The following is a 20,006-nucleotide window of genomic DNA, read 5'->3' as shown; positions in this document are numbered from 1 at the left end:
CCGATCTCAAGGTCCCGACCGCTGCCATGGATGCACAGCCCGAAACCATCATTGTCGGTGCCGTCATCGACGCGATCTCCGAGCAACGGCTACCCGCCGGTGCGAAGCTTGGCGAACAAGCGTTAAGCGTTCTTTTCAATTGCAATCGTGCCAATGTCCGGCGGGCCCTTGCCGCTTTGGAGGCCAAGCATGTCGTTGAACTGCGTCCCAATCGCGGGGCCTTCGTGGCGGCGCCTTCCGCCGACGAAGCGCGCGAGATCTTTCAGGCGCGACGTGCGATCGAGCGCACGATCGCCCGTCAGGCGGTGAAGCGTATCGACGCCGATGGGATCGCCCGCCTCAAGGCCAGCATCGCGGCCGAGAACCTTGCCCGTTCGCGCCGCGACAAACCTGCAGAGCTTCGCAGTTCGCAAAATTTCCACATGCTTCTGGCCGAACTCGCAGGCAACCGAGTCTTGCAGCGGTTTCTGGCAGAGCTGACCATGCGCAGCACGCTGATCCTCGGCATGTATGCGCGAGAAGGGCATTCCTGCGCGCATTGCGATGACCACACCGGCATCGTCGATGCGCTGATCGCCCGCGATGAGGCGCTGGTGCTTGATCTGACTGACCGACATCTCCGCCGCCTCGAGGCCGAACTCGATTTCGAGCGCCCTGTTGCCGTCACTGTCAGCCTGAAGGACCAAATCTTCGGATCGTAAGCGGCCGCTCCGCGCCGAGTGAGCGCACCCTCTGTCGAGGGCGGGGCGGACTTGGCGAGCCCGATCCCCAGCGACTAAAGTGGCTGAAACCTTCCTGATCGAGGGCTTGCGATCTCATGACCATGACGGCGCTGTGCCGCGGCGCGAGTGCGACGGACCTCAAAGTGCCGTTTTTCGTCGGCAGTGTCGCACTTTGCCTGGGCGTCTGCCTGATCGGGATCGGACCGCTGACGAACTATTACCTGTCCGACAGCAAGGCGCGCGGCGAGAACACGATGCGGCTGGTCGTCGCCACGCTGAAGGGCGAGCTGGCGCGGTATGAGCGACTTCCGCAGTTGCTGGCCCAGCAGGAGTTGGTGAAGGATGTTGTCTCAGATGATGAAGACCCGGAGCGGGTCGATGCCGCGAATGCGTATCTCGCATCGATCAACACGCTTCTGGGATCTTCGGACCTTTACGTGATGAACCGTGACGGCCTGACCGTGGCCGCAAGCAACTACAATTCGGCGGTGCCGTTCAATGGCCAGAACTTTTCCTATCGACCCTATTTCTCTGATGCTCTGGCAGGCGGGGAAGGGCGGTTCTACGGTCTTGGCACGACATCTCAGCGGCGCGGCTATTACTTCGCAGCGCCCGTCCGGGACGACGGCGAGATTACCGGAGTGATCGCGCAGAAGATCGATCTCGATCTTCTGGAAGAAAGCTGGCGTGCGGCGGAATACGAGATCACCGTCACCGATCCCGAAGGCATCATCTTTCTGTCGGCGCGGCACGACTGGGCCTATGCATCGCTGTCACCGCTCAGCGCCGAGGCCCTGCAGCGATCCCAAGCGATCAGGCGCTACGCCGAGGTGCCGATCGGTGTGCTGCCGCTAAGCGTGACGGGGCGTTACGACGGTGCGGACCTCGTTACCGTGGACGCGCAGGGTGGTGCGCGGCGGTTTCTGGTTATCGCGCAAGAGATGCCGGATGCCGGTTGGACGGTGCGCGTCTTGGTGGACACCGCATCGGCGCGCGCGCAGGCCTGGACCATGGTCCTGCTGGCGGTCCTGGCAATCGCGCTGCTGACACTGGGTATCGCTGTGCTGATGCAGCGTCGATCGCGTCAGCGCGAACTGGCACGCTATCAACGTGAAACGCAGGCTCAGCTTAAATCGCGTGTCGAACGGCGCACGGCGGAACTGGCCTCGGTCAACGCGCGTCTGCGCGACGAGGTCAGCGAGCGTCGTTCAACCGAAACCGAGCTTCGCAGGACGCAGCGCCGGTTGGTCCAATCGGCGAAACTGGCGGCGATCGGACAGATGTCGGCGGCGCTGAGCCATGAATTCAATCAGCCACTGGGCGCGATGCGGAACTTCGCCGAGAACGCGGAAAGCTATATCGAGCGCGGCAGATCGGACGAGGCGCGTCAGAACATCACGCGGATCCTGTCCCTGACCGACCGGATGACAGAGATCAGCCGCACCCTTCGCAACTTTGCCCGCAAGCCGCGTCAGCAACTCGGTCCGGTCGATCTGTCCGCGTTGATCGCCGAAAGCATCGAGGTCATTTCTTGGCGGCTGAAGGGCAAGGCTGTGCGGATCGACGCGGACGCGGTCCCGTCAGGACTGAAGGTCGTGGCCGAGCCGGTGCGCCTGCAGCAGGTGCTGGTGAACCTGCTGGCCAACGCGCTGGACGCCCTGTCCGAAGCCGATGATGCGACGATTACCCTAACGGGCAATAAGACGGATGATCGGGTCATGCTGAAGATTGAGGATGATGGACCGGGCATTCCCGCCGATCTGCGCGAACGGATCTTCGATCCGTTTTTCTCGACCAAGGGGGTCGGCCATGGTCTGGGCTTGGGTCTGTCCATCTCCTACAACATCATCCGCGATTTCGATGGCGAGCTGCGCTTGCTTGACGCATCGGGCAACGGCGCGACGTTCGAGATCGAATTGAGGGCCGCCACGGGTCGGGAAGGGGATCATCGATGAAGGGCCGCGTTCTGGTCATCGACGACGAGGACGATTTCCGTCTGTCTATGGTCCAGGCACTCGATCTAGCCGGGTTCGAGGTCGAGGATCACGCCGATGCGCAGGCTGCGCTGAGCCTTCTGAACTACGGCTTCAAGGGCATCGTCGTTACGGATATACGCATGCCGAACCTGGACGGGTTGACGCTGATGGACCGCGTTGCAGAGATCGATCCCGAAATTCCGGTGATCCTTGTCACCGGCCATGGCGATGTGCAGCTTGCCGTTCGAGCGATGCGCCAAGGGGCGCACGATTTTCTGGAAAAGCCGTTTCGAACGGGTCAGTTGACCGAGATCGCATCCCGCGCGATGGATTTCCGGCGGCTCCTGCTGGAAAATCGTGTGCTGCGGGCTGCTGCAGGACAGGTCGATGATCTTGAGCACCGGCTTGTGGGACGCACCAATGGGATGATTGACCTGCGGCGGCGGATGCGAACCATCGGTCCGACCGAGGCGGACGTGCTGATTGTCGGTGAAACCGGCGTCGGAAAAGAGGTCGTCGCCCGCGCGCTTCACGACCTGTCGCCCCGCGCGACCAGGCCGTTCATCGCGATCGATTGCGCAGCGCTTCCCACGACGCTCATCGAGTCAGAACTGTTTGGCCACGACGCCGGAGCATTCGCCGGCGCGATGCGCGAACGCTACGGCAAACTGGAACATGCGCAGGGCGGCACGATCCTCCTGGACGAGATCGGCTCGCTGCCCATCGAGGTGCAGGGCAAGTTCCTCCGCGCCGTTGAACAGCGCGTCATCACCCGCCTTGGATCCCATGAGGAACGCCCGCTGGACGTGCGCTTCATCGCCACCTCTCGGCATTCGCTGGAAAACGAGGTCGCCGCGGGGCGCTTTCGCGCCGATCTGCTGTATCGACTGAATGTGGTCACGCTCAACGTGCCGCCGCTATCGGAGCGTCGCGATGACATCCCACTGCTCTTCAGCAAGCTTCTGCAGGAGGCGGCCGGACGTTACCGCTGCGCCGCCCCCGCGATGTCCCAGCGCCAGATCGCCGACATCAATGCCCGCCCATGGCCCGGCAACGTGCGCGAGTTACGGAATGCGGCCGATCGCGTTGCTTTGGGTGTCGCGCTGCAGCCCGGCATAGATGATGGCGATCAGCCCATGCGGCTGGCCGATCAGGTCGCGGGGTTTGAACGCAACGTGATCGCAAGCGCGCTTCTGGCCCATGACGGCAGGCTGAAACCCGTCTACGAATCGTTGGGTCTGTCGCGCAAGTCGCTTTACGAAAAGATGCAGAAATACGGCATCGACAAGACTCAGTACGGTTCTTCCGCCGACGACATCGAGGACTGACGTGTGCCGACGGGGACGCGTCGAGACGGGCAATGTCACCATTTCCACCCAATACTGCAGCGCAGCGAGGATTAATCGAGGTTGATGGCGCTAGCATGACTTGAGACCGGCACTGCTGACTTGCTTCTTCCCCCTGTACCTCGGCGCGACCCGAGGATCAGAGAAATCTTGGGAGGAGAACCATGCAAGCCTATCGCATCGCCCTTATGGCAACCGCCGCGCTGTTGACCATTCAACCGGCTGCTGCTCAGGAAACCGACCGTTCGGACTGGCCCAGCAGCATGACTGTCGGGACCGCCAGCCAGGGCGGCACCTATTTCATCTACGGGACCGGTCTCGCCGCGCTGATCAGCCAGAACCTGGGCGTCAACGCCTCGGCCGAGGTAACCGGGGGACCGGTCCAGAACGCCACCCTGGTCGAGACCGGTGATCACCAGATCGGTCTGCTGACCATGGGCCCGGCGTTCGAGGCATGGTCCGGCAACAGCGAACTGGCGCCCGGCGTCGAGCACAAGAAGCTGCGCGCGCTGTTCCCGATGTACCAGACCCCGTTCGAGGCGGTGGCCCTGCAGTCGTCCGGCATCGATGACGTGACCAAGATGGACGGGATGCGGGTCTCTGTCGGTCCGGCGGGTGGTACCGCCGCCACCTACTGGCCGCGCTTCTTCGAGGCGCTGGGTGTCAGCCCCAATGTCAGCTATTCGGGTGCCAGCGATGCGACGGGTCAGGTGAAGGACGGTCTGATCGACGCGTTCTCATTTGCGGCCGGCGTTCCGATCTCGGCCTTTTCGCAGATCGCGGCTGAAAACCCGGTGAATATCTTCGGGTTTACCGATGAGCAGCGCAACACGATCCTTGAGGCAATGCCCGAAGTCTCGGCCTACGATATCCCGGCCGACATGTATCCCGGGATCGAGGGACACGGGACCGTGGCGATGTGGAACTTCGCGACCGCGTCCGAGGACATGTCCGAAAGTCTGGCCTACGAGATCACCAAGCTGGTCATGGAGAACAACGAGGCCATGGTCCAGATCCACGCAGCCGCCGCCGAGACGCTGCCCGAGAACGCAGACAAGAACACGTTCCTGCCCTATCACCCGGGCGCCGTCCGCTACTTCGACGAGGCGGGGATCGAGATCCCGGCCGAGCTTCGCGGCGAGTAACAAGATCCCGGCCGAGCTTCGCGGCGAGTAACACCACGCGATAAAGGCGTGCGCCCTGCCACGGGCGCCGCCATCCCTTTTCCGACCGTGTCTCGCAGCCCTGAGAGGCTGCCAATGGCCCGATGCATCGATCGATGCAGGCGCCGTTCCATTTCGCATCGGAGCATCCCATGTCGCAATCCCAGCATTCGCAGGCAGTCCGTCCGGACGACGACAATCCGGTCATCGCGCAGGGCGTCGATGATGAACCCCTGATGCCGACGCAGCGCGATCTGAACGGCCGGCTCGGCCTGTTCTTTGCCGGCCTCTGCATTGCCTACACCCTCTTCCACATCATGGTGATGAACCTGTTTCCGATGGAGACATGGGCTTATCGCCTGATCCACATCACCGGCGGCCTCATCATCGGCTTCCTCGGTTACTCTGCGCTGGGCCAGGCCGACGGCGACGGACCATCACAGACCCGCATCACCGAACGCAACGCCGCAGAGAAGGCGCTGCTGGGCGTTGCGCTGGTCGCGACCGGCTATGCCTTTGCGATGATCGCGATCGCCTGGCTGGGCCGGTGGACCGCGATGGCTGCGAACCCGCCATCCTTCGTCTTCGGCAGCTTCGGCATTCCGTTGCTGATCGGGACGATCGCGGCCACCGTGGCAGGCTGGCGCTTCTCGGGACGCGAACGCGGCCGCGTCTACGAAGGCGACTGGCTGCTGGCCATCGCCTCGATCGCGGTTCTGGGCTACATCCTGTTCGTGGTGGGTCCGCTGCGGCTGCGTGCGGGGACTGCAATGGCGCAGCCGGGCGACATGTACGCGGCGATGGCGGGCGTCATCCTGATCCTGGAACTGACGCGCCGACTGACCGGCCTTGTCCTGGTCGTCATCGTCAGCATCTTCATCCTGTATTCCTTCGTCGGGCCCTGGCTGCCCGGGTTCCTGAACCATCGCGGCTACGATCCCGCGCGGTTCTTCACCTATATCTTCACCGATCAGGGCATCCTCGGCGCGCCGATCGCCGTATCCTCGACCTACATCATCCTGTTCATCGTCTTCGCGGCGTTTCTGCAAACGTCGAAGGTCGGCGACTACTTCGTGAATTTCGCCTTCGCCGCTGCCGGACAGGCGCGCGGCGGGCCGGCGAAGGTCGCCGTTTTCGCATCGGGCCTGATGGGCATGATCAACGGCACGTCGGCCGGCAACGTCGTCTCGACCGGCTCACTGACCATACCGCTGATGAAGCGCGTGGGCTATCCCGCACGCTCTGCCGCCGCAATCGAGGCCACCGCCTCGTCCGGCGGGCAGATCCTGCCGCCGATCATGGGGGCGGGGGCGTTCATCATGGCCGAGGTGACGGGCATCCCCTACACCGAGATTGTCGTCGCCGCGATCATTCCGGCGGTGCTCTACTTCATCTCGGTCTATTTCATGGTCGATCTTCAGGCGCTGAAGCTGAACATGAAGGGGCTGCCCCGCGCAGAGCTGCCGAAATTCGCGGTGCTGATCCGGCAGGTCTATCTGTTCCTGCCGATCATCATCCTGATCTACACGCTGTTCGCGGGATATTCGGTCATCCGCGCCGGCACGCTGGCGATGATCTCGGCGGCGGTCGTAAGTTGGCTGACGCCGCACCGGATGGGTGTTCGGCAGGTTCTGCACGCGATGGACATGGGCGCACGGATGTCGATCCAGATGGTCGCCGTCTGCGCTGCGGCCGGCATCATCGTTGGCGTCATCGCCCTGACCGGCGTCGGCGCGCGCTTCTCGACGCTACTGCTCAGCATCGCCGACCAGAGCCAGCTTCTGGCGCTGTTCTTCGCCATGTGCATCTCGATCCTGCTTGGCATGGGTATGCCGACCACGGCTGCTTACGCGGTTGCGGCGGCGGTGGTCGCACCGGGACTGGTTTCGCTGGGGATCCCGGTGTTGGTCGCGCATTTCTTTGTTTTCTATTACGCCGTCATGTCGGCCATCACGCCGCCCGTGGCGCTGGCCGCCTATGCCGGGGCGGGTCTGGCCGGGTCAGATCCGATGAAGACCTCGTTCGAGGCCTTCCGGCTGGGGCTGGCGGCGTTCATCGTGCCGTTCATGTTCTTCTCGTCCCACGAATTGTTGATGCAGGGGGAATGGCTGGACATCGTGCACGTGTTCATCTCGGCAATGCTGGGCATGTTCCTGCTTTCGGCGTCGGTCATCGGCTATTACTTCGGACCGCTCAATATCGTGCTGAGGGCGATCCTGCTGGCCGCCGCGCTTGCGATGGTGGACGGCGGCTGGATGACCGACGCGATCGGTCTGGGCGTCGCGGCGGCGCTCTACGCCTTGCAGCGCGGCCGGCGAAACCCACGCACCACCGTCGCATGACGCCATGCGGCAACGCTTCGGGCCGCGACTGGCGTTGGCCCGAAGCCCATCGCCCACTCTTGAGGAGGAGAGTTCATGACACACCACATCCCGAGTTCACGCGCGTTCCGCAGCGGCGCGACAGGCCTAGTCATGGCAGGCGCGCTGTTCTGCCAAGCGGGAATGGCCGTCGCCCAATCCGAAGAAGCATCAGAGCGTGACGAATTCTTCTGGCTGGGCCAGATCAACAAGGCCAGCATCCTGATCAACAGCGAAGAGGGGCTGCTTGATCCGGAACTGGCGCCGTCGATCGGCAACGCGCTTGTCACGGTTCTGGAAAACGGCGAGGCACCCGATGCGGATCGCCCCGGTACCGTCATCACCTTCGAGCCACTCCTGATCGAAGAAGGGGGTGTCGAAGTTACCCTGATCCACGCTGGCCGTTCCAGTCAGGACATGCATGCGACCTATCGCGCGGCGATGCTGCGCGACGGGATGCTGGACCTGGCCGACCAATTGAACGCGACGACCCAAACGCTGGTCGATCTGGCCGGTCGTCACGTGGACACGATCGTTCCGAACTACACCAACGGCGTTGCTGCCCAGCCCAACAGCTACGCGCATTATCTGTTGGGTCACGCTGCCGGGCTGGACCGCGATGCGCAGCGCATCCGCGAGGCTTATGGCCGCATCGATCGCTCGGCGATGGGCACGACGGTCCTGAACGGGACCAGCTGGCCGCTGAACCGGCAGCGGATGGCGGACTACCTTGGCTTTGCATCGGTCGTGGACAACGCCTATGACGCCTCGCAGATCTCTTCGATGGATGAACCGGTCGAGGTCGGCCAGATCATCACGTCGATCGCGCTGCATACCGGCAATTTCGTCGAAGACGTGATTACGCAATATGCCCAGAGCCGTCCGTGGATCCTGCTGGAAGAGGGTGGTGACAACACCTACGTTTCGTCTGCGATGCCGCAGAAGCGCAATCCGGGCATTCTGAATTCGACCCGCAGCGATGCCTCGCAAGCCATCGCGCTGGCGATGGGACCTGTCTGGCAGACCCACAACATCACGCCGGGAATGAGCGATCCGAAGGGAACCGACGAAAACGCGGCCATGCTGGATGCCGGTGTCAGCACGCTCGAACGTCTTGATCGGGTTCTAAAGGCGCTGCAGATCAATCCCGATCGTGCGCTGGAAGAACTGAACAGCGACTGGACCGCGTCGCAGGAGGTCGCCGACATCCTGATGCGCGATCACGGGCTTCCCTTCCGCGAAGGGCATCACGTCGCGTCCGAGATCGTCAGCCATGCGCGTGCGCAAGGGATCGGTCCGCTGGATTTCCCCTATGCCGAAGCCCAGCAGATCTACGCTGAAACCGTTGCGGGGACGGAGTTTGCGCAGGAATTGCCGATGAGTGAGGCCGAGTTCCGCGCGGCGCTGGACCCGGCAGCGATCGTCGCCAACCGCGCCACGTCCGGTGGCCCGCAGCCGGCCGAGGTCGAGCGCATGCTGACCGAAGCCAGGGATCGGCTGGCCGCGCAGAGCGACTGGATCGCCGAACGGCGCGGTCGCATCGACAGCGCGCTGACGCAGCTCGACAGCGATTTCGACGCGATGCTGTCGAAATGACATCGGAAAAGGCGCCCCGATGCGGGCGCCTTTTCGGACCACTCACCTTCTGCAGGGCTCCTATCGGCGCTGACAAAGTTGCCTGACGCAATGCGGCATGCGGGACAGGACTTGCAACTTCGCGCCGGACGGCATGAAACGGACCTGACTGCAGCGTTCGCGAACGCAATCGCCACAGCGCTGCGACAGTTTCAACGCAAGGTCCGCCCATGACACCGCTGAGCAACGCCTCCTCCCAGAGCTACGTCAAGGATCCTCGCAACGAGGGGGTAGAGATTTACGTCAACGGCGATTTCTTCCCGCGCGAAGCGGCGAAGGTATCCATCTTCGATGCGGGCTTCGTTCTCGGCGACGGCGTCTGGGAAGGAGTGCGGCTGGTCAAGGGTCGTCTTCTCGCCATCGACGATCATATCGACCGCCTCTACGAAGGGGCGAATGCGATCCAGCTGGATATCGGTTACGACAAGGCAGGTCTGATCGATGAAATCTGGAAATGCCTTCGCCACAACGACATGGAAGATGGCGTCCATATCCGGCTGATGATCTCGCGCGGCGTCAAATCGACGCCGAACCAGGACCCGCGCTTCATCACGGGCGGCGCGACGATCGTGATCGTGGCCGAATGGAAGCAGCCCAACCCCGACCTGAAACGCACCGGCTTGAAGCTGATGACCTCGACCATCCGCTGTTCGACACCGGATGTGTTCGACCTGCGCCTGAATTCTCACAGCCGGCTGAACTTCATCCAGGCGCTGATCCAGGCGATCAACATGGGCGCGGACGAGGCCTTGATGCTGGACGACCGCGGCTTCGTCGCGTCCTGCAATTCGACCAACTTCTTCATTTTCCGTGGGGATGAATTGTGGACCTCGGACGGGGCGACGTGTTTCAACGGCATCACACGACGCAAGGCGATCAAGCTTTGGGCCGACGCGGGCTATACCGTCCGTGAAGCGCCGTTCACGCTGGCGCAGGTCTATTCTGCCGATGAGGCTTTCGTCACTGGCACCCTGGGCGGGATCACGCCGGTCGCGATGATTGACGGCCGCGCCGTGGGGCAGGGCAGACCCGGCCCGATGACCGCGCGGATCACCGAACTTTATCAAGCCTATGTCGACGGCTGACAACGTCTGAAGCAGGTGCTTGTTCAAAGCGGAAGTCGTCAGCCTTCTTGACAAGCACGGCTTTGAACCGTCACTTTGTTGACGCGCGTCAAGTTTTGCGGGAGGTCGCCGGTGAGCAGCCCGGGCGAAGCGAGGGACGGGACCAAGATGATCACGCGACCGGCGAAGGTCAGAACGATGGAGGAATTCGCCGCACTCAGCGGGATTTCCCGCCCGACCCTGTCGAAATTCTTCAACGATCCGAGCAGCGTGCGCGCCTCGACGCGCGAACGTGTAGAGGCGGCGTTGGAGCGGTTCGACTACACGCCCAATGTCTACGCGATCAACCAGAACCGTCAGTTGACGCGCAATATCGGCATCGTGGTTCCCTACCTTGCCGACCCGTTCTTTGCCGAGGTCGCCCGCAATCTAGAGCCGCTGTGCGCGCAGGCAGGATTCAACCCGATCCTGCTCAGCTCGCATGGCGATGCGGACCGCGAGATCCAGAATCTAGACAGCCTTCGCGGAATTCGCCCCGCGGGGGTTCTGTTGGGCCCGCTGGGTCGCAGGTCGCGTCGCAGCGATGTCGAGGCGTTTTGCCGTGACATTCCGACGGTGCTGTTCGACTGCGACATCGAGGGCGTCGGCGACGCCTATTACGGGTCGAACAACGCCCAGACGGTGGGCGCCGTTGTTGCGCATCTGTGCCGCACAGGCGAGCCGCCAGCCTTTTTCGAGATGCGTCACGCGCCGAACCCGAACGCCAACAAACGCCACGCCGCGTATGAACGGGCGATGCGAGCGCATGGTCACGAGCCGATGTTCCTGACCGTCGAGGGCGAGGGTTGGGCGTTCGAGGAAATTGGCTTCAATGAAGGTTCGCGGCTGATCGCGGCGCGGGCGCTCCCGACGGATACGGTTCTTTGCAGCAACGATCGGCTGGCTATCGGCTTTCTCGCCGCGGCCTACGATCAGGGGCTTCGGGTCGGCAGTGGACCGGGGCACGCATTGCGGGTCGCGGGCAACGACGATCATCCCTACGCAGGCTACACCTGTCCGGCGCTGACGACCGTTTCGCAAGACTACGACTCGATTGCCGGGTGCAGTCTCGAGCGCTTGCTGTCAATCATCGAGTCCGGCGAGCGGCCACCGGTCCGGGAGACGCGGCATTTCGACGGAACGCTGGTCCTGCGCAAGTCTGCTTGACCGAGTCAGAAATTTACGCGCGTAAAGAAATTCGATTGACGCAGCGTCGGTGCGAGGCTTATGGTCGGCCTCGTCACATCCAAGTTCAGGGAGGAATCGGATGTCTCTCAAGCGCATGATCTGCGCCACGACGGCACTGACGATCTGTGCCGCGGCGGCTCAAGCCCAAGAAACCACGATCACCATCGCCACCGTCAACAATGGCGACATGATCCGCATGCAGAGCATGACCGACGCGTTCACCGAAGCGCATCCCGACATCGCTCTGGAATGGGTCACGTTGGAGGAAAACATCCTTCGCGAGCGGGTCACCACGGACATCGCGACCCAGGGCGGTCAGTATGACGTGCTGACGATCGGCACCTACGAAGTTCCGATCTGGGCCAAGCAGCAATGGCTGGTTCCGCTGGAAGACATGGGCGACGATTATGACGTCGACGATCTTCTGCCCGCTGTCCGCGACGCGCTGTCGGTTGACGGCACGCTTTACGCAGCACCCTTCTACGGTGAATCGGCGATGGTGATGTACCGCACCGATCTGGCCGAGGCGGCTGGCGTGACCATTCCCGACAGCCCGACCTGGACGGACATCAAGGCCGCGGCCGAGGCGATGACCGACAAGGACAACGAAGTCTACGGCATCTGCCTTCGCGGCAAGCCGGGCTGGGGCGAAAACATGGCGTTCCTGACTGCGATGGCCAACAGCTATGGCGCGCGCTGGTTCGACATGGACTGGAACCCGCAGTTCGAAAGCGAAGAGTGGAAAGCCGCGCTCACCGATTACCTTGACCTGATGACGAATTACGGTCCTCCGGGCGCGTCGTCGAACGGCTTCAACGAAAACCTGTCGCTGTTCCAGCAGGGTAAGTGCGGCATGTGGATCGACGCCACCGTCGCGGCGAGCTTCGTGACCGATCCCGAGAACTCGACTGTGGCCGATCAGGTCGGCTTCGCGCAGTTCCCGAACAAGGAAGGTGTCGACAACCACGGTAACTGGCTGTGGGCATGGAGCCTTGCGATCCCCGCTTCGTCGCAGAAGCAGGATGCCGCGAAGGACTTCATCGCCTGGGCGACCTCCAAGGGTTACACCGAACTGGTCGCCGAGAAGGACGGCTGGCGCGCTGCGCCTCCGGGGACCCGCACCTCGCTTTACGAGAATGCGGATTATCAGGCCGAGGCACCCTTCGCCGAAATGACGCTGACCTCGATGCAGGCTGCGAACACCCAGAAGTCCTCGGTTCAGGATATCCCCTATACCGGTGGTCAGTTCGTCGCGATCCCGGAATTCCAGGGTATCGGAACGGCCGTGGGCCAGCAGTTCTCGGCGGCGCTTGCCGGTCAATCCTCGGCAGAGGATGCCCTGGCTGCGGCGCAGTCGAACGTCACGCGCGAAATGACCCGCGCGGGCTACATCAAATAAGCCGACAGCAATCGGCGCCGCCCGGGGCTTGCATCCGGGCGGCGCGCGACCGACGATTTCGGGAGGGACGGGCCGCCGCGCGGCTCGCCGGAGGAGGAGCGAGACGATGGCGACACGCCAGACTGCCGGCCTTGCGCGGCTGATGCGCGCACCTGCGATCATTCTTCTGCTGATCTGGATGATCATCCCGCTGGGAATGACGCTGTACTACTCGTTCCTTAACTACAATCTGCTCAATCCCGGCATGACCAGCTGGGCCGGGTGGTTCAACTATCAGTATTTCTACACAGACCCCGCATTCTGGGAATCGATCTGGAACACGCTGGTTCTTGTGCTTGGCGTGCTGGCGATCACCGTCTGCGGCGGCATCGGGATCGCGATCCTGATCGACAAGCCGATCTTCGGACAGGGCATCGTCCGGATCCTGGTGATCAGCCCCTTCTTCGTCATGCCGCCCGTCGCGGCGCTGATCTGGAAGAACATGATCATGCATCCCAGCTACGGGGTGTTCGCCGACATCGCCAAGTTCTTCGGCATGCAGCCGGTTGACTGGTTCGCGCAATTTCCGCTTTTCTCGATCATCATGATCGTTGCCTGGCAATGGTTGCCCTTCGCAACGCTGATCCTGCTGACTGCGCTGCAATCGCTGGACGGCGAGCAGATGGAGGCGGCCGAGATGGACGGTGCCGGTCCGGTCAGCCGCTTCATCTACCTGACGCTGCCGCACATGGCGCGCGCGATCACCGTGGTGATCCTGATCCAGACGATCTTCCTGCTGGGGATCTACGCCGAGATCCTAGTGACCACCAACGGCGGTCCGGGCTATGCCTCGACCAACCTGACCTTCCTGATCTACCGCGCGGCGCGGCTGAACTTCGACATCGGTGGCGCCGCCGCCGGAGGCATCATCGCGGTCGTGCTGGCCAACATCGTCGCCATCTTCCTGATGCGCGCCGTCGGCAAGAACCTGGACTGAGGGTGAACGACACATGGCACGCGCAGTATCCCGCAACACAAAGATCGGCTGGACCATCGCGGCATGGTTCGTGGCGCTGCTGATCTTCTTCCCGATCCTCTACACGATCATTACCAGCCTGAAGACCGAACAGGAGGCGATTTCCGGTTTTAACCTGATCCCGTCCTTCAGCCTGTCAAGCTATGAGACGGTGCAGAGTCAGAACAATTATTGGCGGCCCTTCACCAACTCGGTCGTGATCTCGGTCGGCTCGACCGTTCTGGCCCTGATCGTTGCGATCCCTGCGGCTTGGGCGATGGCGTTTTCACCCACGAAGCGGACTAAGGACATCCTGATGTGGATGCTATCCACCAAGATGATGCCTGCCGTGGCGGTGTTGGTGCCGATCTATCTGATCTTCCTCAAGACCGGGCTGATGGACACGCGGATTGGCCTCGTGATCATCCTGATGCTGATGAACCTGCCGATCGTCGTCTGGATGCTTTACACCTATTTCCGCGAAATTCCGGGCGAAATCCTGGAAGCCGCGCGGATGGATGGTGCCAGTCTTCGTGACGAGATCCTTTATGTGCTGACGCCGATGGCGATCCCCGGCATCGCCTCGACCCTGCTTCTGAACATCATCCTTGCCTGGAACGAGGCGTTCTGGACCATCCAGCTCACGACAACCAATGCCGCGCCGCTTTCGGCCTTCATCGCCAGCTTCTCCAGCCCGCAGGGGCTGTTCTGGGCCAAGCTGTCGGCAGCTTCCACGATGGCCATCGCGCCGATCCTGATCCTCGGCTGGTTCAGCCAGAAACAACTCGTCCGCGGCTTGACCTTCGGCGCCGTGAAGTAGGGAGGAAAGACCATGGGACGCATCACTCTCAATGGCGTGGCCAAGCGCTTCGGCGAGGTCGAGGTCATCCCGCCGCTGGACCTGGACATCGAGGATGGCGAGTTCGTCGTCTTCGTCGGTCCGTCGGGCTGCGGCAAATCGACGCTGCTGCGCCTGATCGCAGGACTGGAAGATGTCAGCGACGGGCGTATCGCGATCGACGGCAAGGACGCCACCGACGCGGGGCCAGCGCAGCGCGGGCTTGCGATGGTGTTCCAGTCCTACGCGCTTTATCCGCACATGTCGGTCCGCAAGAACATCGCCTTTCCGATGCGGATGGCGAAGGTTCCGCAGGCCGAGCAGGACCGCCGGATCGAGGCCGCGGCCAAGGCGCTGAACCTGACGGACTATCTCGATCGCCGTCCGGGACAGCTTTCGGGGGGACAGCGTCAGCGCGTCGCCATCGGCCGCGCCATCGTGCGCGAGCCTGCCGCGTTCCTGTTCGACGAACCGCTTTCGAACCTTGACGCGGCCTTGCGCGTGGGGATGCGGCTAGAGATCAGCGAACTGCACAAGCGTCTCAACACCACGATGATCTACGTCACCCACGACCAGGTCGAGGCGATGACGATGGCCGACAAGATCGTGGTGCTGCGCGCCGGTCATATCGAGCAGGTCGGCAGCCCGCTGGTGTTGTACCGTGAACCGAGAAACCTGTTTGTCGCAGGCTTCATCGGCAGCCCGAAGATGAACCTGATCGAGGGGCCTGAGGCCGCCAAACACGACGCACACACGATCGGCATCCGTCCCGAACATATCGACGTCACCAGGGAAGGCGGGCTCTGGTCGGGCACCGTTGGCGTTGCCGAGCATCTGGGTTCGGACACCTTCTTCCACGTCCACAACACCGGGCTGGCCGAGACCCTGACCGTTCGCGCGCCGGGCGAGGTCAGCTTCGATCATGGTGACCGTATCGGGCTGACGCCGCGCGCTGAGCATATGCACCGGTTTGGCGCGGATGGTTTGCGGATCGCCTGAGACAGACGCGGCGCCCGTCTAGGCGCCCATGGAACAAAAGATCGGAAGACCCATCATGGACGACACGACCAGCGCAGAGGCGGTCCCGCTTCGCAACGCCACCTTGGATCGACTGCCGGAAGACGTCGAGCGGCCGCGCTATGACCGCGGCGCCCTGACGCCCGGTATTGTCCATATCGGCGTCGGTAACTTTCACCGCGCACATCAGGCCTGGTATCTGCATCGCCTGATGCAGGAGGGCCAGGCGCATGACTGGGCGATCGTCGGCGCTGGTGTCCGCGCGGGCGACGCCGCCATGCGCGAGCGTCTCAAGGCGCAGGATTGCCTGTCGACGCTGATCGAGCTGTCGCCCGAGGGGACCTCGGCCGAGATCTGCGGCTCGATGATCGATTTCCTGCCGGTTCAGGACGACAACGCGGCCCTGATCGCGCAGATGTCCGAACCGGCGATCCGGATCGTGTCGCTGACCGTCACCGAGGGTGGATATTTCTTCAACCCGGCGACGGGCGAGTTCGACCCCAGCCACCCTGACATCCGCCATGACGCCGATCATCCCGACACGCCGCGCACCGCTTTCGGCGCGATCGTCGCGGCTCTGGCGAGAAGGCGGCAGGCCGGGCACGGACCCTTCACCGTGCAGAGCTGCGACAACCTTCGCGGCAACGGGGCTATCGTGCGCGAAACCGTCGTCTCGCTCGCGCGCCTGTCGGATTCCGGTCTGGCAGACTGGATCGACACGAAGGTGAGCTTCCCGAATTCGATGGTCGATTGCATCGTTCCTGCGACCGGACCGGATGAGATCGCAAAGGCGCGCGCCTTGGGAATTGAGGACGCAGCACCCGTCACCCACGAGAATTTTCGCCAATGGGTGATCGAGGACAATTTCTGCGCCGGCCGCCCCGATTGGGACCGCGTTGGCGCGACCTTCACCGATGCCGTCCACGACTATGAGGCGATGAAGATCCGCATCCTCAACGCCGGTCATCAGGTTCTGGCCAATGCGGGTGAATTGCTGTCGGTGCCAACCATCGCCGACTGCATGGGCCACAGGCTGATCTCTCGCTTTTTCGAGAAGGTCGAGCGCGAAGAAATCGTGCCCTACGTCCATGCGGTGCCCGACATGGAGCCCCAGGACTACGCCAAGCTGATCGAGCGGCGCTTTTCGAACCCGGCGATCCGCGACACCACGCGCCGCGTCGCCTTCGACGGATCGTCACGGCATACGGGCTTTGTTCTGCCGATCCTGCGTGACGCGCTTGAGGTCGGCGGTTCGGTGCGGGGGCTTGCACTTGTCGAGGCGCTTTGGGCGCGGATGTGTGCCGGCGTGCGCGAGGACAACAGCCTGATCGAACCGAACGATCCGTTCTGGACCCATCTCCATGGTGTCGCAGAGGCCGCACGCGACAATCCGCAGATCTGGCTGGAGCAGCAGCAGATCTATGGCGAATTGGCAGGCAACCGCGAATTCGCCGAACCCTTCGGGATCTGGCTCCAACTGATCTGGGCCAAGGGGACTGAAGCCGCGCTTGAAGCCTATCTGAAGGACTGATCCGCGATGACGACGCTCGGGATCGATCTCGGCACGTCCGGGCTGCGTGCGCTACTGGTTTCGGATGACGGGACGCCGCTCGGCTCGGTCGAGCGAAGCTTCACCGTTCAACGACCGCATCCGGGTTGGTCCGAGCAGGATCCCAGGCAATGGGTCGATGCCCTTGACGATGCCGTCGCCGAATTGTCCGCCCGATATCCTGCCTTCGCCGACCTGACCGGAATCGGTGTCGCCGGTCACATGCACGGCGCGACCCTGCTTGACGAGGCGGGGTCAGTCCTGAGGCCCTGCATCCTGTGGAACGACACCCGCAGCGCGGTTCAGGCGGCACGGCTGGATGCGACGCCGCATGTCCGCGACCTGTCGGGCAACATGGTTTTCCCCGGCTTCACCGCGCCGAAGCTGGCATGGGTTGCCGAGCACGAACCGGACATTTTCGCGAGCGTCTCGATGGTGTTGCTGCCATCGGGTTACATGAACTTTCACCTGACGGGCGAGGCGGTTGCGGACATGTCCGACAGTGCCGGTACGTCGTGGCTCGACGTGGGCGCGCGCGACTGGTCCGACAGGCTGCTGGACGCAGGTGGAATGAGACGCGACCAGATGCCACGTCTTGTCGAGGGCAGTCAGCAGGCAGGTGTCCTGCGGTCCGAGTTGGCGCGCCGCTGGGGCGTCGGCGAGCATGTGATCGTCGCGGGCGGGGCAGGCGACAACGCGGCCGCTGCCTGCGGGATCGGCGCGCTGCGCGACGGACAGGGATTCGTCTCTCTCGGGACCTCGGGCGTTTTGCTGATGGCGCGCGACGAATACCGCCCCGATGCCGCCAGCGCGGTCCATACTTTCTGCCATGCGGTGCCAGACCGCTGGTACCAGATGGGGGTGATCCTGTCCGCGACAGACAGTCTGAACTGGCTGTCTCGCGTGACCGGGGCGCGGCCTGCAGAGCTGGCTTCAGCTCTGGGCGAGACGCTGCGGGCACCGGGACCGGAACTGTTCGTGCCCTATCTGTCGGGTGAGCGGACACCGCATAACGATGCTGCCGCACGCGGCGTCTTCACGGGCCTGGGGGCGGCGACGGGCCGCGAGGACATGACCCGCGCGGTTCTTGAAGGTGTGTCCTTCGCATTGCGTGACTGTGCCGAGGCATTGGCGGGAACCGGCGCACGGGCCGAGTGGCTCTTCGCGATCGGGGGAGGGGCGCAGTCCCTGTACTGGTTGCGACTGCTTGCAACAGTTCTGGATACGCCTCTGGCGGTTCCGGCCTCGGGAGAATTCGGTGCAGCCCTAGGCGCTGCGCGACTGGCACGGCTGGCTGTCACCGGCGAGGCACCGGATGACGTCATCGTCCCGCCCGAAGCGGGCCAGTTGATCGAGCCCGACAAAGCGCTGAGAGGCGCATTCGACGAAACCTACGCGCGATACCGTGCAACCTATCCGGCGATCCGCGACATCGGTAGCGGTTACGCCTGACGCGGGTCGGGATGCCCAGGAAACAGGCATCGCAACCGGTCGAATGACCCGCCACTTGCGCCGATCGCCCGAGCCGCGTCTAAGTTGGCGTCGGAGGACCGCATGTTCGATCGTCGCCTGACCGAAGATTTCCTGCGCGCATTGGAAGGTGTCCGTCGCGGACGCCTGACCCTGACACTTCCCGACGGTGCATCCCACGTCTTCGAGGGTTCGGAGCCGGGCCCGGTCGCCGAGTTCCAAATCCACGATCTGCGCACAATTCCTGCCATTGCGGCCCGCGCCGATGTCGGAATGACCGAAGCCTATCGCGACGGTTGGTGCGACACGCCTGACCTTGCCCGCCTTCTGGAATTCGCGCTGGTGAACGAAGATGAGCTCGACCGCTATATCTACGGCAGCCGCCTTCAGGTGCTGGCGGTCAGGGCGCTTTATCTTTTCAACCGCAACACGCGCGCCGGATCACGTCGGAACATCTCGGCGCATTATGATCTGGGCAACGAATTCTACGCGCTTTGGCTGGATGAAACGATGACCTATTCCTCCGCGCTTTACGCACAGGGTGACGATCTCGCGGGGGCCCAGCGTCGTAAGTACGACCGGATCATCGACAACCTGTCCGGGCTGTCAGGCCGGATCCTGGAAATCGGCTGCGGCTGGGGCGGCTTTGCGGAAAGGGCCGGGCAGCGTGGGGACTTTAACCTCAAGGGTCTGACCCTCTCGCAGCGTCAGGCTGACTACGCGCGCAGACGGCTGGCGGGGGGCGAGGCCGAGATCGCGTTGCAGGATTACCGCGACGAGCCTGGCCGCTTCGACCACATCGTGTCGATCGAGATGTTCGAGGCGGTGGGCGAACGCTACTGGCCGGTCTATTTCGGCAAGCTGCGCGAGGCGCTGACCGACACCGGCCGCGCGATGGTCCAGACGATCAGCGTCGCCGACCGCTATTTCGCGCGCTACCGCAAAAGCGCGGACATGATCCGCAGCTTCATCTTCCCGGGCGGGATGCTGCCGTCGCCGCAAAGGTTCGAGGACGAGGCACAGCGCGCCGGTCTGCGCGTCGAGGACGTCCATGCCTTTGGTCAGGACTACGCGCGGACGCTGCGCGAATGGCTGGCGCGTTTCGATGCACGCCTGCCCGAAATCCGCGCCATGGGCTTTGACGAGGGGTTCATCCGGGTCTGGCGCTTTTACCTTGCCGCCTGCGAGGCTTCCTTCACGGTCGGTCGCACCGATGTCGCGCAGTATCGGCTTGCGCGTGCATGAG

15 protein-coding genes are annotated in these 20,006 nt (G+C 63.2%); all 15 read left to right on the top strand.

Annotated elements, in window-relative coordinates:
• Positions 1 to 26: 26 nt before the first annotated feature.
• The 15 genes from MLD63_RS08430 (at position 27) to MLD63_RS08360 (ending at position 20,005) form a co-directional block, all read left to right on the top strand.
• A complete protein-coding gene (locus tag MLD63_RS08430; protein ID WP_255329412.1) occupies positions 27 to 701 on the top strand; it encodes a GntR family transcriptional regulator in 675 nt (224 codons plus the stop codon).
• A gap of 116 nt (positions 702 to 817) precedes the next feature.
• The gene (locus MLD63_RS08425) at positions 818 to 2,677 is read left to right on the top strand and encodes a sensor histidine kinase (RefSeq protein WP_255329411.1); all 1,860 of its coding nucleotides are present in this window, start codon (positions 818 to 820) and stop codon (positions 2,675 to 2,677) included.
• Positions 2,674 to 4,026 carry a sigma-54-dependent transcriptional regulator gene (locus MLD63_RS08420; protein ID WP_255329410.1) on the top strand — a complete coding sequence of 451 codons (1,353 nt, stop codon included), beginning with the start codon at positions 2,674 to 2,676 and terminating at the stop codon, positions 4,024 to 4,026. The genes MLD63_RS08425 and MLD63_RS08420 overlap by 4 nt, the downstream gene beginning before the upstream one ends.
• 182 nt (positions 4,027 to 4,208) lie before the next feature.
• Positions 4,209 to 5,189, top strand: a complete 981-nt coding sequence (locus tag MLD63_RS08415) for a TAXI family TRAP transporter solute-binding subunit (protein WP_255329409.1) — start codon at positions 4,209 to 4,211, stop codon at positions 5,187 to 5,189.
• 170 nt (positions 5,190 to 5,359) lie between these two features.
• Positions 5,360 to 7,549, top strand: coding sequence for a TRAP transporter permease (locus MLD63_RS08410; protein WP_255329408.1), 2,190 nt, complete (start codon positions 5,360 to 5,362; stop codon positions 7,547 to 7,549).
• Positions 7,550 to 7,624: 75 nt separating this feature from the next.
• Positions 7,625 to 9,163, top strand: coding sequence for an argininosuccinate lyase (locus tag MLD63_RS08405; RefSeq protein WP_255329407.1), 1,539 nt, complete (start codon positions 7,625 to 7,627; stop codon positions 9,161 to 9,163).
• A 209-nt stretch (positions 9,164 to 9,372) separates the two neighbouring features.
• Entirely contained in the window at positions 9,373 to 10,287 is a 915-nt protein-coding gene (locus MLD63_RS08400) for an aminotransferase class IV (RefSeq protein WP_255329406.1), read from the top strand.
• A gap of 147 nt (positions 10,288 to 10,434) precedes the next feature.
• A complete protein-coding gene (locus MLD63_RS08395) occupies positions 10,435 to 11,472 on the top strand; it encodes a LacI family DNA-binding transcriptional regulator (protein WP_255329405.1) in 1,038 nt (345 codons plus the stop codon).
• A gap of 100 nt (positions 11,473 to 11,572) precedes the next feature.
• The gene (locus tag MLD63_RS08390) at positions 11,573 to 12,892 is read left to right on the top strand and encodes an ABC transporter substrate-binding protein (protein WP_439957633.1); all 1,320 of its coding nucleotides are present in this window, start codon (positions 11,573 to 11,575) and stop codon (positions 12,890 to 12,892) included.
• A gap of 106 nt (positions 12,893 to 12,998) precedes the next feature.
• A complete protein-coding gene (locus MLD63_RS08385; RefSeq protein WP_255329404.1) occupies positions 12,999 to 13,868 on the top strand; it encodes a carbohydrate ABC transporter permease in 870 nt (289 codons plus the stop codon).
• Between the two features lie 13 nt (positions 13,869 to 13,881).
• On the top strand, positions 13,882 to 14,706 hold the full coding sequence (locus tag MLD63_RS08380; RefSeq protein ID WP_255329403.1) for a carbohydrate ABC transporter permease: 825 nt from the start codon (positions 13,882 to 13,884) through the stop codon (positions 14,704 to 14,706).
• Positions 14,707 to 14,718: 12 nt separating this feature from the next.
• A complete protein-coding gene (locus MLD63_RS08375) occupies positions 14,719 to 15,723 on the top strand; it encodes an ABC transporter ATP-binding protein (protein WP_255329402.1) in 1,005 nt (334 codons plus the stop codon).
• Positions 15,724 to 15,778: 55 nt separating this feature from the next.
• A complete protein-coding gene (locus MLD63_RS08370; RefSeq protein ID WP_255329401.1) occupies positions 15,779 to 17,272 on the top strand; it encodes a mannitol dehydrogenase family protein in 1,494 nt (497 codons plus the stop codon).
• Positions 17,273 to 17,278: 6 nt separating this feature from the next.
• Positions 17,279 to 18,742 (top strand): xylulokinase, encoded by a 1,464-nt coding sequence (gene xylB, locus MLD63_RS08365; RefSeq protein WP_255329400.1) that lies wholly within the window; start codon positions 17,279 to 17,281, stop codon positions 18,740 to 18,742.
• A gap of 102 nt (positions 18,743 to 18,844) precedes the next feature.
• Positions 18,845 to 20,005, top strand: a complete 1,161-nt coding sequence (locus MLD63_RS08360; protein ID WP_255329399.1) for an SAM-dependent methyltransferase — start codon at positions 18,845 to 18,847, stop codon at positions 20,003 to 20,005.
• The last annotated feature ends 1 nt before the right edge of the window (position 20,006 follow it).

The organism is Paracoccus albicereus (genome assembly GCF_024359525.1).
GTDB lineage: Bacteria > Pseudomonadota > Alphaproteobacteria > Rhodobacterales > Rhodobacteraceae > Paracoccus > Paracoccus albicereus.
The sequence above is the reverse complement of the archived record's forward strand: the minus strand, read 5'-3'. Positions and strand labels throughout refer to the sequence as shown.